A 13,125-nucleotide genomic window follows, 5' to 3' on the forward strand; every position below is an offset into this window, starting at 1 on the left:
GGTGAGCATGGTAAGGATGTACTCTTCGGCGGTCACGGCAACGACACCCTGGAAGGCGGCACCGAAGACGACAAACTCTACGGCGAATGGGGTAACGACACCCTCAAAGGCGGTGCAGGAAACGATGAACTCGATGGCGGTGAAGGCCATGACAAACTCTTCGGTGGGACAGGCAACGATAGCCTGTATGGCTACAACGGCGATGATGCCTTGTATGGCGAAGACGGCAACGATGTGCTGAACGGCGCAGCCGGGAACGACTTCCTCTCCGGCGGCAAAGGTGATGATCACCTGCAGGGCGAACACGGCAATGACCGTTTAGAAGGCGACGACGGGAACGACAAGCTCTACGGCCACATTGGCAATGACACACTTCTCGGAGGCACAGGTAACGACGAGCTATACGGCCAGTGGGATCATGACGCCCTGTATGGCGAAAATGGCCACGATAAACTCTTCGGCGGCACAGGTAACGACCACCTCGACGGTGGAAACGATAACGATGCCCTCTATGGCGAAGATGGCAACGACACATTGGATGGTGGCCATGGCAACGATCATCTCGACGGCGGTGAACACGACGACAAACTCTATGGTCAATGGGGCAACGATCGCTTAGAAGGCGGGAACGGCAACGATGGCCTTTGGGGTGAAGACGGCGATGATGTGCTCGTCGGTGGGCACGGTAATGACCATCTCAATGGTGGCAACGGCAATGACCAACTTCACGGTGAATGGGGTCACGATGACATGCACGGCCTTGCCGGCGACGACAAACTCTATGGCTGGACAGGCAACGATACCCTGCGCGGCGGAGACGGCAATGATCGCCTCGAAGGCCAGCAAGATCACGACTCCCTTTTCGGGGAAAACGGCCATGATGTCTTGCTTGGCGGCACAGGCAACGATTACCTCAATGGCGGAAACGATAACGATGCGCTGTATGGCGAAGATGGCAACGACACCTTGGTCGGCGGCCATGGTAACGACCATCTCGACGGCGGCGAGCACGACGACAAACTTTACGGCGAATGGGGTCACGACCGATTAGAAGGCGGCAATGGCAACGATGCCCTCTATGGTCAAGATGGTAATGATGTGCTGGTCGGCGGCCATGGCAACGATCATCTCGATGGCGGTGAGCACGACGACAAACTCTATGGTCAATGGGGCAATGATCGCTTAGAAGGCGGGAATGGCAACGATGGCCTTTGGGGTGAAGACGGCGATGATGTGCTCGTCGGTGGGCACGGCGATGACCATCTCAATGGTGGCAACGGCAATGACCAACTTCACGGTGAATGGGGTCACGATGACATGCACGGCCTTGCCGGTGACGACAAACTTTATGGTTGGACGGGCAACGATACCCTGCGCGGTGGCGACGGCAATGATCGCCTAGAAGGCCAGCAAGATAACGACTCCCTTTTCGGGGATAACGGCCATGATGTCTTGCTTGGCGGTACTGGTAATGACTATCTCCATGGTGGCAACGATAACGACTCGCTGTATGGCGAAGACGGCAACGACAACCTCGATGGCGGTGAAGGCCATGACAAGCTCTTCGGTGGAACAGGCAACGATAGTTTGTATGGCTACAACGGCGATGATGCCTTGTATGGCGAAGACGGCAACGATGTGCTGAACGGCGCAGCCGGCAACGACTTCCTCTCCGGCGGCAACGGTGATGATCACCTGCAGGGCGAACACGGCAATGACCGTTTAGAAGGCGACGACGGGAACGACAAGCTCTACGGCCATATTGGCAACGACACACTTCTGGGCGGTACAGGTAACGACGAGCTATACGGCCAGTGGGATCATGACGCCCTGTATGGCGAAAATGGCCACGATAAACTCTTAGGCGGTACAGGCAACGATTACCTCAATGGCGGAAATGATAACGATGCGCTGTATGGCGAAGATGGCAACGACACCTTGGTCGGTGGTCATGGTAACGACCATCTCGACGGCGGCGAGCACGACGACAAACTTTACGGCGAATGGGGTAACGACCGATTAGAAGGCGGCAATGGCAACGATGCCCTCTATGGTCAAGATGGCGATGACGTGCTCGTCGGCGGGCACGGGAATGACCATCTCGACGGTGGAGAGCATAATGATTGGCTCCATGGACAATGGGGTAACGACCGTTTGGAAGGTGGAAACGGACACGATCGTTTATACGGTGACGATGGTCACGACGTTCTCATCGGAGGTTATGGTGGTGACCTTCTCGATGGTGGTAACCACAACGATGTCCTCTATGGTGAAGGCGGAGCCGATACGCTTTACGGCGGAAATGGCGACGACAAACTATATGGTCAGGACGCCAGCGATAAGCTATATGGTCAAGAAGGTAATGATCACTTATACGGTGGCTATGGTGCCGACTACCTAGATGGCGGTAATGGCAACGACTACCTCAGAGGGGAAGGAAACCAAGACACCATTCGCGGCGGTACAGGAAACGATGTCATCTATGGTGACAACGAAACCGACCACCTTTATGGCGATGCGGGTAATGACCATATTGAGGGCGGTAACGACAACGACTTCCTATGGGGCGGCGATGATGCTGACTACCTCAACGGTAACCACGGCGACGATCATCTCTATGGAGACCGAGGAGCAGATACGCTGGTTGGTGACCGTGGTGCGGATAAACTTTGGGGTGGAGACGGCGGCGATAAACTCTACGGTGGTGTCGGTGCTGACCAACTCTATGGTGGTGGCGGTAATGATTATCTCGATGGTGGTGACAGTGACGATTACCTTCGCGGCGAGGGAAATAAAGATACCATCTTAGGTGGTAACGGTAATGACACACTGATTGGTGACAATGAAAATGACAGCCTCCACGGTGGTAACGGTCATGATTACCTTTCTGGTGGTAACGATGATGATTGGCTCTACGGTGATGCCCACAACGACACCATTTATGGTGACAACGGTAGTGACTTCATTAATGGCGGTAGCGGAAATGACAGATTAATTGGTGGTAAACACCATGATACTTTCTACTTCGATTCTCACTCAGGTAGTGATGTGATTGCTGACTTCAACAAATACCAAGATACGATTCAGATTGATGATTCGCTGGCGTGGAAGTTTAATCAGATTTCTTACTGGGCAGACGGCGCAAATACCGTATTGTCCATCAAGAATGGAACCGCGTACGTGACATTGGAGAATTACTCCGTCAACCATGTTAGTGCTGATATGTTCGAATTCACCTAATCAAACTCGTTATGAACCATTGAGTAAAAGAATAAAAGCCCGCCACTTGGCGGGTTTTGTTTTTGCATATTCTTGCCAAGTATCTTACCCACTCTGCGCCTCGACGCCACCTTATGTAATGCCCAACAACCTCCACGCAACGGTGATTACCGTTATTGAAAACTTATAACCTAGACAAAATCACGCCAACGCTACAGAGAAGTAGCCCATAAGAAAGAAGATAAAGATCGACGTGATAGGGCTAGAGCTAGAAGTAGAGGTATAGGTATAGGTAGAAGTAGAAGTAGAAGTAGAAGTAGAAGTAGAAGTAGAAGTAGAAGTAGAAGTAGAAGTAGAAGTAGAAGTAGAAAAGTTAACAGTCCATCTTGTGAGCCCATCATCGATGGGTGCAGCCACAGCCCCATGAGACAAGGGGTGAGGACCTAAAAAGCGGAAAATAGACCGCTTAGAAAAGTCACTCTCCCGCTCTTGATAGCGCTAATTCAAAAGCTATTACTAAATATCCCTTTCGGATCGCAACCATATCGATTGGTTCCCTTGGTGCCGCGTAGCAAGGTGAACACCAAAAAGATCAGCGGCCCGATAAAGGGAATCACAATGATGAACCACCACCAACCCGATTTGTTGATGTCATGTAGCCGTCTTACCGTCACTGCTATCGCGGGCAGTAACGTCAACGCAAACCACATAGGCATGATTCTAAAATCGGTTACCTGAAAATGGTCCACTCCCACATCAGCGATATCAATAAGAGCACAGAGAACCAACACGCTATTTTGGATGAGGAAAAAGCCCCAATATTCTCTTCGTCTTGCTCTACCCGAAAACTTCGCGTAATTCCAAAACGCTGCAAACAGCCATTTCATTCGAATATCCTTACCACACATAGACTTGTTCGAATTATTGTTTTTATAAAAAATACAGCCGCCATGACGCGTGGCTACCGTATCAAATGCCCGTTTGAAATATGTGAATTCAACACGCAAAATCCTGTCTGATCAGTTGGGTTGTCTCGCACTTATCACTTTACACACATCATTCTCAAAAATTAAAAGTCACCCCTCCAGTGAGAATCTTCACGTCTCACCCATCCCTTTAGAACAGCGCAGTAACTGCAGCACTCGCAAAATCCCCTATCTCTCTCATTCAGAGAGGAACCAATTGCACATAACAGGTTGAATCACCGTCTTCCCAAATGTATATTGCGAATGCTTTTGAGAAACATTCTCATTTTATTAATAGGGAGTTAACATGAAAACCTTGTTCACAGCGATGGTGCTTTCCATTTTTGCTTCATTCTCTGCACATGCACACAACATCACCATTGATCACCTGATGGGGCAAACCCAAATCGACGGAACGCCAGAGAAAGTTGTCGTTATTGGTTTAGGTTCGCTTGATGCTGTTAACGCACTTGGCATCGACCCAGTGGCGGTATCTAAAGTGTCTCAAACCCCTGCCTATCTTGAGAAATACAAAAGCGATAAATACGCCAATGCGGGTAGCCTTTTCGAGCCCAATTTCGAAGAAATCTACATGCAAGAGCCGGATTTGATCATCGTTGGCCCACGCAGCTCCACCAGCTATGAAGAGCTATCGAAAATCGCCCCTGTTGTTGTCTTCGCCAATAACCAAGCAGAAGGCTATTGGGAAGGCACCAAAGAACAATGGCGTAACCTTGGAAAAATCTTCAGTAAAGAAGCCTTGGTAGAAGAAAAGATCGCGTCATTAGAGAAAGAATTCGATGCCATTCGCCAACACAATAGCGCCAACAACAGTGACGCGCTGACGGTGATGAGCTCAGGTGGCAACATCACTGCCTTTGGCCCTGAATCGCGCTTCTCCGTGATCTACAAAGATTTCGGTTTCAAAGAAACCGTGAAAGACATCAAAACCGCTACCCACGGCGATTCAATTTCTTTCGAATTCATCCGTGAAGCCAACCCGAAAACACTGCTAATCATTGACCGCGACACCTTGATCAACCCTGCGGACAGCACCACACGCGAAGACTTTGATAACGATCTGGTGAAAAGCACGCAAGCCTACAAAACCGGCAAAATGACCTACCTGGACCTGAATGCTTGGTACCTGTCTATGTCAGGTATTACGGCGACAGAGCAGATGGTTTCAGACATCAAAAACAGCGTAACGCTTTAATTTTTGCTCCCGGAGAGCAGAGGTCATCTTGTTCAAGTTATTGCTTCCTCTGGGCTTGTTAAGCCTATTATCCCTGTTTGTGGGCGTCAGCCCGCTTTCACCTGCGAGTTTGCTCGCAGGTGATCCTGAGGCGCTAAACCTCTTTTTCACCAGCCGTCTTCCTCGCTTATTTGCCATATTGCTTGCAGGTGCAGGGCTCAGTATTGCTGGCCTTATCATGCAGCAGATCAGCCAAAACCGATTTGCCGCGCCGTCTACAACAGGCACCATTGAATGTGCCATGCTCGGCTATGTGCTGAGCTTGGTTTTCTTCGGGAATGGCAATCAGCTTTGGCTGATTTTCGGCGTGTCAGTACTCGGCACCCTGCTGTTCGTTACCCTTATCCAACGTATCCAATTTCGTAACGCCGTGTTCGTGCCGCTTATCGGCATCATTTACGGCAGTATCATTGACGCGGGCGCGACCTTCATTGCCTACAAATATGACGCGGTACAAATGCTCAGCGCTTGGGCTGTTGCCAACTTTGCGACGATTTTACGGGGCGATTTCGAGCTGCTTTATATCGCTATTCCTATCGCGATTTTCAGCTACCTCTACGCCACACGTATCTCCGCCGTCGGAATGGGCAAAGACTTCGCTACTGGGCTGGGTTTGCGCTATCAGCATGTGGTGTTAATCGGCGTGATGCTGGTTTCCATCATGTCAGCCAGTGTGGTGATGATCGTCGGCACCCTGCCCTTCCTCGGCCTTCTGGTACCAAACGTTGTCAGCCTGTATTACGGCGACAATTTAAGAAAGAACATTCCTCGCACTGCCGTGCTAGGTGCAGCCTTGGTCTTGGTCTGTGACATTGCCAGCCGTGTGATTATCTTTCCGTACGAAATTCCCGTGTCCATGCTCGTGAGCATTCTTGGCGGTATTGCCTTCATTGTGCTTATTTTGAAGGGGCAAAAGCATGTCTGATTCCAAGAAAATTGGCCTGATGCTGATCACCGCCCTCGTCTTTTCGGCGCTGTTTATTGGCATCGGACTCACGGCCAACAACTACGAGTATTTTCTGTCTCGCCGCGTGCCGAAAGTGCTTGCGATGGTGCTTGCAGGAATCGCTGTGGCGCAGTCGTCACTGGTTTTTCAAACTCTCACGCACAACCGTATTCTAACGCCCAGCATCATGGGGTTTGATGCGCTTTACCTACTGACACAAACGCTGATCGTCGCCATTTTTGGCGGTTTCAGTGCCTACGTGTTAAACGCGTATTTGAACTTCGCCATTTCTGTCGGCGCGATGGTGATTTTCTCCGTGTTGCTATTCGGTTTTTACTTCGCCAAAGAAGGGCGAAACTTGATTGTGCTGCTGTTGGTGGGATTGATTCTCGGACAAGTGTTTGGCAATGCGGCATCGTTCATCACCATGTTGATGGACCCGAACGAATTTGCCGCCGTGCAGGCGAACATGTTCGCGAGCTTCAACAACGTAAAGGTGGAATTGGTTTACCTGTGCTTGCCAGTGTTGGCCGCGATCAGCTTCGCCTTGTTCCGTATGCATCGCACGCTGGATGTGTTCTGGTTAGACCGAGATAACGCGATCAGTTTGGGCATTGATGTTCGACGTGTCACGCAGCGTGCGCTGGTGCTCTCCGCCGTGCTCATTGCCGTATCCACCGCACTGATTGGCCCTGTGATGTTCTTTGGCTTGCTGGTGACCAACCTCGCCCGAGAGCTATTCAACACCTTCCAGCACCGTGTATTGCTGATTGGCTGCGCCTTATTGTCGGTATGTACCCTTCTGGCTGGGCAGTGGATCGTCGAGAACCTGTTTACCTTCGATACCACCCTGAGTGTTGTGGTGAATTTCGCGGGCGGCTTGTATTTCCTTTGGATGTTACTCAAGAACAAGATTGTATAAAGCATCATGATTATTCTAGATAAAATCAGTAAGGCCTTTGGTCAACAACGCGTTGTTAGCGATGCAACAACCGATTTTGAAAAAGGCAAAGTCACCGCGGTTATCGGCCCCAATGGCGCAGGGAAAAGTACCCTGCTTTCCATGGCAACACGCCTCGTTTCGCCAGACAGCGGGACAGTAGTCATCGACGGGAAAGCCATTTCAGATTGGAACACCGCAGAGCTGGCAAAATCGCTGGCAGTGTTACGTCAAGCAAACAGCATGACCATGCGTTTCACCATCCGTGAACTGGTGGCGTTTGGCCGCTTCCCTTACTCCAAAGGCAACCTAACCGCTGCGGATAACGACGCCATCGATCAGGCGATTCATTACCTCGATTTAGCCGAACTTCAACATCGCTACCTAGATGAACTCAGCGGTGGTCAACGCCAACTCGCGTTCATCGCCATGGTGATCGCGCAAGACACGGATTATGTGTTCTTAGATGAACCCCTGAATAACCTTGACATTCGCCATTCGCTCTCCATCATGAAAACCGTTCGACGCCTCGCGCACGAAATGGGGAAAGCCGTGATTGTGGTGATCCACGACATCAACTTTGCAGCCTGTTATGCCGACCACATTATTGCCATGAAGAAAGGCTGCATTGTTGCCAATGCCACGGTGAATGACGTGATTCAAGCGGACGTGTTGGAAGACATTTACGACACGCCGTTTAACATCGTTGAAGCCAATGGGAAGCGCATGTGTTTGTATTACTGAGCCAGCGGGTTATTTACTCCTAAGCCCATTAGCACTGTGCGCGTAAAAACAAAAACCCGCCAATCGGCGGGTTTCTTTTATTTGCTTACTTTCGCGCTTTTGCTCTAAGTACATTAATCTTTAAGTGCATTGAGCTTTAAGTGCATTGAGCACTACGTACGTTAGCACTAAGCAAATCGGACATTAAGCAAATTGCTTTCTGCGTAGCTCTCGTGACAGACCCAGATACAAGCTCAGACACATCACCAACAAGAACACCGCAAACGGCAAGCCTGTTGAAATGGTCGCCGCTTGAAGTGCGCCCAAACCGCCACCCATCAAGAGGGCGATAGCCGCAAGGCCTTCAATGGTGCACCAGAAGATACGCTGAGAAACTGGCGCATCAATCTTACCGCCCGCCGTAATGGTATCAATAACCAGCGAGCCTGAATCTGATGAGGTCACGAAGAAGATGATCGTCAGAATCATACCGAAGAAGCTGATCACGCCGGTAAATGGCAAGGCTTCAAACATCTTGTAGATGGAAAGCTCAGGCTGCCAGTTGCCGTTGGTGATCAAGTTCACCACGCCGTTGTAGCCGCCATCCATTTGATCCAGTGCGGTTGTACCAAACGTCGTCATCCAAACGATACAAACGATGGTTGGGGCAATCAGTACTGCCAGAATAAATTCACGTACGGTACGACCGCGAGAAACGCGCGCGATGAACATACCTACGAATGGAGACCAAGATACCCACCACGCCCAGTAGAAGGTTGTCCAACCGTGGTAGAAGCCTGAATCTTCACGGCCTACCCAGTTAGACAGCGCAGGCAACCAGCTGAGGTAATCAACCGTGTTAGACACCACACCGCTAAAGATAAGCGCCGTTGGGCCTACAGCAATCACGAACACCATCAACATGCCCGCCATCACCATGTTGATTTCACTCAGGCGTTTCACACCGCCGTCCATGCCACGATAAACCGACACCAATGCCGCCAACGTGATCACAAGAATCAAGATAGATTTGGTTTCAATGCCTGAATCAATACCAAATAGGTAGTTAAGACCCGCAGCAATCTGGTTTGCACCTATACCCAGCGATGTCGCCAAACCAAACAAGGTTGCCAGTACCGCCATGATATCGATGATGTGTCCCCAAATACCCCATACGCGATCACCCAATAGTGGGTAGAACGCTGAACGCAGTGTCAGAGGGAGGTTTTTGTTGTAATGGAAGAAGGCTAACGCCAAACCCACCACAGCATAAACGGCCCACGCGTGGAAACCCCAGTGGAAAATCGAGGCCGCTGTACCAATGCTACGCGCTTCTGCAGAACCGGTTTCTAAACCCAGTGGTGGGTTTAGCGTGTGGTTCATTGGCTCAAGCACGCCGTAGAACATCAGGCCGATACCGACACCCGCAGAAAACAGCATGGCGAACCATGCAGGGTACGAGTAATCAGGCCTTGCGTCATCGCCACCCAGTCGAATTTTGCCAACAGGTAACACCGCCAGAATTAAACAGAAGATTAAAAAGATGTTGGCGGAAATCACGAAAAACCAGTCAAACGACTGGGTAATTGCAGGTCGAAGCCAGCCGAAGAAATCCGCGGCTTGCTCTTGGAATATCAACACGCCCAATACAAACACCACCACCATGATGGCGGAGATTGGAAAGACAGGGTTGTGGAAGTCCAACCCTAATACGTTGACGTTATCCTGACCAATCTGATAATCGGTATCATATTGGTCATCATTTACTTCCGATGTAGGTCCACTCAAAGCATTTCCTCCTTCCGTTGCTCAAAAGACGCGATGCGCCAAAGCAACAATAACAACGTCCTTTCTCACGCTTGATTGAGTGAGAAAGGGCGCTCGTTAAAAATATGTTACTTAATGATGAACAATAGCCCCTAAAAAATCAGATAAAATCCCGAATCATCCTGATTAATGAGTAATGGGTTAGGAGAAAAATGTAAGTGCAATCTCGCATCTCACGATTAAGACGTCGAGAAAAATAGAGAGAAAAAAGGAGGAATAAAGGCGCAACAATAATGAAGTTGAGGGATTGTATGGCTTACAGAGAAACACCTATAAATTACAGGGGTTTGATTCGACATTTATCGTATAGCAACCCGTAAATTGACCTCGCACAGAAAAGCTGGCGAAGCCATGTCAGGAAATTTGGCAAAGCAATAAAAAAACGCGCAGGTCAGCGCGTTTTAGTCGATGGAAGTGAATCGTTGGAAGACGTTTCAAAGACTGTGACTGAAAATCCCTCTCGGATCACTGCCAAACCGATTATGTCCTTTTGTTCCACGCATCAACAAAAACACTATGAAGATCAGAGTGCCAATGAACGGAATCATGGTAATCAACATCCACCAGCCCGATTTATTGATGTCATGTAAGCGTCTTATTGTCACCCCAAGTGACGGCAGTAATGTTATTCCCCACCAAATCAAAGAGGCCTTCAACGCCATAATGTTAAAGTTCTCGACACCTATAGAAGCAACATCGAACCACACACATAGCAACAAGATTGCGTTTTGAGTCAGAAAGAAACCAAAATACTCTTTCCTTCTTGCCCGCCCATAAAAGGTCGCATACTTCATAAAACCAAGAAAAAACCACTTCATCTTGTCCTACCTACAACTGCTGTTTTCGGTCCAAAAAATCGATTAGCACGCTAACAAAGTGAAGATGTTGAAATAGGGACTTAGCACTCAAAAACATCAGCTTGATATGCGCTCAGCTGAAACTTATCGATTGTGAGACGTAGTCTTGCTCATGGAAATTCATACAGTTGCATTCTCATTCTCGGACACAAGATAAAAATGAGACAACATTGACTATCCGTTATCGCTGAACCGAATCGGAGGTACAAAAAAACCAGCTCGGAAGCTGGTTATTGCTGTTGAAATTTAACGCACAGTGATAAGAGAGTTATCCTGAAAACGTGCTGCTTTTAGCTTGATGCTCTCTTGGATCGGGACCAAATCGGTTCGTTCCTTTAGTGCCTTCAAACGCCTGCATGATGAGCAGCACAATCACGCCCAAGGGAACAATACTCAGAAACGCCCACCAGCCCACTTTATCGGTGTCATGTAGCCTGCGCACTGACACTGCGAGCGTCGGCACTAAAACAGCCACCGCATAAACCATCCCAATCGTGCCAATACCCGCTTCAGCATTATATGACCCGACCAACTGGTCGACGTACCCCAGCGCAAACGACACCACGATATTGACCAGAATGAACGTCCAGTACTCTTTTCTTCCTGCACGTCCTTTGAATACGGCGTATTTCTTTAACACACCAATAAAGTCATTCATGTTTTTCTCCCTACAAAATATTCAGATGTGTCATCAAAAATGCCAAACACAAAACAATACGGCGTAATGTATCAAATCTTGTAACCGATAGGATCAAGACCATCCCGTTTATATTCTGCATGACTGAAAACAGCCACATGTAGGTTGCGAAATGGCAAGTAACATGAGTAACTATACCCAAGTAACCTGAAGATGCAGGATTCAGGCTGCTTGGGTATATGACACAATTTATCCCGCTAGGAATGCGACCGTTCAATGACCACACTTTCTCGAACGATGACATGGGTACCCGTGATGTTAGCGGTCATTGCCACCATGAGTTGGGCAGGCAACATCACGCTTGCGAAACTGGTCAACGAGTCCATTCCCCCCATCGGACTCGCATTTTGGCGTTGGACGGTGGCTTCTTTAGTACTCGCCCCGTTCGTACTGAGACCGATGATAAAGCAGTGGGATCTATTTAAAGCCAACGTCAAGCTGGTGCTCTTATTAGCCTTGTTTGGCGTTGCGGGCTACAACACCCTGGTGTACATCGCGCTTGAAGACACCCTCTCAACCAATGTAGTCATCTTGCAATCCGCTTCCCCACTCATGATCCTGCTGGTGCAGTTTTTCTTACTCAAACAAACCACCACACTTCGACAAGCCGTCGCAATTGGGATATCGGCTATCGGTGTGTTACTCATCATCACCAAAGGAAAACTCGTTACCGATTTCACTTTCGGTAACAGCGAACTTATCGCCTTGTTCGGCATTCTGGTTTGGGCGACCTACTCCGTGTTTGTGCAGCGTCTACCTGAGGCGCTGAAAGGCATGCCTATTCTGGGTTATACCGTGTTAATTGGCACTGCCATGCTTGCCCCCGTTTATATCGCAGAATCTCTATGGTTTGAGACCATGCCGTTATCCTTCGAGAGTGTCGCCATTTCTCTTTACACCGGCGTTTTTGCTTCTGGCCTTGCCTTCTTTTGTTGGAATGCTGCATTGCAACGAATGGGAGCGGCAAAAACAGGGCAGTTCATGCATTTGATCCCCGTGTTTGGTTTGATTTTCTCGATGCTATTGCTCGGCGAACGCTTGGAAAACTATCACTACGTCGGTATCACGTTCATCGTCATCGGGTTGGTCGTCGCTAACCTTACCTCGCGAAAACAACGCCTTCAGTCAACCTAGTCCCTTAATCTGGCAAGCCTGTGGTGATAAAAACGGATTTGAGTCACCTAGCCACATTCCGTTATAGTGACGCCCAGCAGTAATAAGGGCTCGTAGATATGTTAATCATTTCCCAAACCGTTTCACTTTCAGACGATGAAATTGAAATCACCTACATTCGCGCACAAGGCGCTGGCGGTCAGAACGTCAATAAAGTCTCGTCTGCCGTGCATTTACGGTTTGATATTCAGGCGTCGTCACTGCCTGATTTTTACAAAGAGAGATTGCTCGCGCTCAAAGACAGCCGCATCACCAAAGAAGGCGTCATTGTGATTAAAGGGCAGCAATTTCGTACCCAAGAAAAGAATCGCGATGATGCGTTATCACGTCTTCAAGAAGTGATTAAAAGCGTCGGTGTGGTTCAAAAGGCAAGACGTGCAACCAAACCGACGAAAGCCTCACAGCGACGCCGAGTGGATGGAAAAACCTTACGTGGAAAAACCAAATCTATGCGCGGAAAAGTACAGATGTAGCCAATAAAAATGTGAAAAACACAAATACCATCACGTGGTTTCCTCACCAC

The 13,125-nt window shown here is 49.1% G+C and carries 10 protein-coding genes and 1 pseudogene; 7 read left to right on the plus strand and 4 right to left on the minus strand.

Annotation, left to right across the window (positions count from 1 at the left end; all coding sequences use genetic code 11):
• Positions 1-3,240, plus strand: a pseudogene (locus tag Q365_RS25190) (beta strand repeat-containing protein); the annotation flags it as partial.
• A 482-nt stretch (positions 3,241-3,722) separates the two neighbouring features.
• On the opposite strand, the gene Q365_RS0100010 reads toward Q365_RS25190, so the two are convergent.
• The gene (locus Q365_RS0100010) at positions 3,723-4,106 is read right to left on the minus strand and encodes a DUF805 domain-containing protein (protein ID WP_028021405.1); all 384 of its coding nucleotides are present in this window, start codon (positions 4,104-4,106) and stop codon (positions 3,723-3,725) included.
• A 385-nt stretch (positions 4,107-4,491) separates the two neighbouring features.
• Between Q365_RS0100010 and Q365_RS0100015 the strand changes: the two genes are divergently transcribed.
• From Q365_RS0100015 to Q365_RS0100030, 4 genes are read left to right on the plus strand one after another with little or no spacing between them, the layout of a single operon-like run.
• On the plus strand, positions 4,492-5,400 hold the full coding sequence (locus Q365_RS0100015; RefSeq protein WP_028021406.1) for a siderophore ABC transporter substrate-binding protein: 909 nt from the start codon (positions 4,492-4,494) through the stop codon (positions 5,398-5,400).
• A 28-nt stretch (positions 5,401-5,428) separates the two neighbouring features.
• Positions 5,429-6,364 (plus strand): iron chelate uptake ABC transporter permease subunit VctD, encoded by a 936-nt coding sequence (vctD, locus tag Q365_RS0100020; RefSeq protein WP_028021407.1) that lies wholly within the window; start codon positions 5,429-5,431, stop codon positions 6,362-6,364.
• Complete coding sequence (locus Q365_RS0100025; RefSeq protein WP_028021408.1) at positions 6,357-7,307, plus strand: iron chelate uptake ABC transporter family permease subunit; 951 nt, start codon at positions 6,357-6,359, stop codon at positions 7,305-7,307. Before vctD ends, Q365_RS0100025 begins: the two co-directional genes overlap by 8 nt.
• A gap of 6 nt (positions 7,308-7,313) precedes the next feature.
• The gene (locus tag Q365_RS0100030) at positions 7,314-8,069 is read left to right on the plus strand and encodes an iron ABC transporter ATP-binding protein (RefSeq protein ID WP_028021409.1); all 756 of its coding nucleotides are present in this window, start codon (positions 7,314-7,316) and stop codon (positions 8,067-8,069) included.
• Between the two features lie 183 nt (positions 8,070-8,252).
• Here Q365_RS0100030 and Q365_RS0100035 read toward each other — a convergent pair whose 3' ends face one another.
• The 3 genes from Q365_RS0100035 to Q365_RS0100045 all read right to left on the minus strand — a co-directional run bounded on the left by Q365_RS0100035 (position 8,253) and on the right by Q365_RS0100045 (position 11,390).
• Complete coding sequence (locus tag Q365_RS0100035; protein ID WP_028021410.1) at positions 8,253-9,836, minus strand: BCCT family transporter; 1,584 nt, start codon at positions 9,834-9,836, stop codon at positions 8,253-8,255.
• A gap of 473 nt (positions 9,837-10,309) precedes the next feature.
• Positions 10,310-10,693, minus strand: a complete 384-nt coding sequence (locus Q365_RS0100040; protein WP_028021411.1) for a DUF805 domain-containing protein — start codon at positions 10,691-10,693, stop codon at positions 10,310-10,312.
• 307 nt (positions 10,694-11,000) lie between these two features.
• Positions 11,001-11,390, minus strand: a complete 390-nt coding sequence (locus Q365_RS0100045) for a DUF805 domain-containing protein (RefSeq protein ID WP_028021412.1) — start codon at positions 11,388-11,390, stop codon at positions 11,001-11,003.
• Positions 11,391-11,645: 255 nt separating this feature from the next.
• Here Q365_RS0100045 and Q365_RS0100050 point away from each other — a divergent pair, with 255 nt between their 5' ends.
• Positions 11,646-12,563: a DMT family transporter gene (locus Q365_RS0100050; protein WP_028021413.1), complete on the plus strand. Its 918-nt coding sequence runs from the start codon at positions 11,646-11,648 to the stop codon at positions 12,561-12,563.
• Between the two features lie 98 nt (positions 12,564-12,661).
• Positions 12,662-13,075, plus strand: a complete 414-nt coding sequence (arfB, locus tag Q365_RS0100055) for an alternative ribosome rescue aminoacyl-tRNA hydrolase ArfB (protein WP_028021414.1) — start codon at positions 12,662-12,664, stop codon at positions 13,073-13,075.
• Positions 13,076-13,125 lie beyond the last annotated feature (50 nt).

The sequence above is a fragment of the Enterovibrio calviensis DSM 14347 genome (genome assembly GCF_000621165.1).
GTDB lineage: Bacteria > Pseudomonadota > Gammaproteobacteria > Enterobacterales > Vibrionaceae > Enterovibrio > Enterovibrio calviensis.

Excerpts from the sequence above, each read along its gene's own strand:
- Q365_RS0100040 (WP_028021411.1), bottom strand. The coding sequence starts at position 10,693 with ATGAAGTGGTTTTTTCTTGGTTTTATGAAGTATGCGACCTTTTATGGG.
- Q365_RS0100050 (WP_028021413.1), top strand. The coding sequence starts at position 11,646 with ATGACCACACTTTCTCGAACGATGACATGGGTACCCGTGATGTTAGCG.
- Q365_RS0100030 (WP_028021409.1), top strand. The coding sequence starts at position 7,314 with ATGATTATTCTAGATAAAATCAGTAAGGCCTTTGGTCAACAACGCGTT.
- Q365_RS0100025 (WP_028021408.1), top strand. The coding sequence starts at position 6,357 with ATGTCTGATTCCAAGAAAATTGGCCTGATGCTGATCACCGCCCTCGTC.
- Q365_RS0100015 (WP_028021406.1), top strand. The coding sequence starts at position 4,492 with ATGAAAACCTTGTTCACAGCGATGGTGCTTTCCATTTTTGCTTCATTC.
- arfB (WP_028021414.1), top strand. The coding sequence starts at position 12,662 with ATGTTAATCATTTCCCAAACCGTTTCACTTTCAGACGATGAAATTGAA.
- Q365_RS0100010 (WP_028021405.1), bottom strand. The coding sequence starts at position 4,106 with ATGAAATGGCTGTTTGCAGCGTTTTGGAATTACGCGAAGTTTTCGGGT.
- Q365_RS0100045 (WP_028021412.1), bottom strand. The coding sequence starts at position 11,390 with ATGAATGACTTTATTGGTGTGTTAAAGAAATACGCCGTATTCAAAGGA.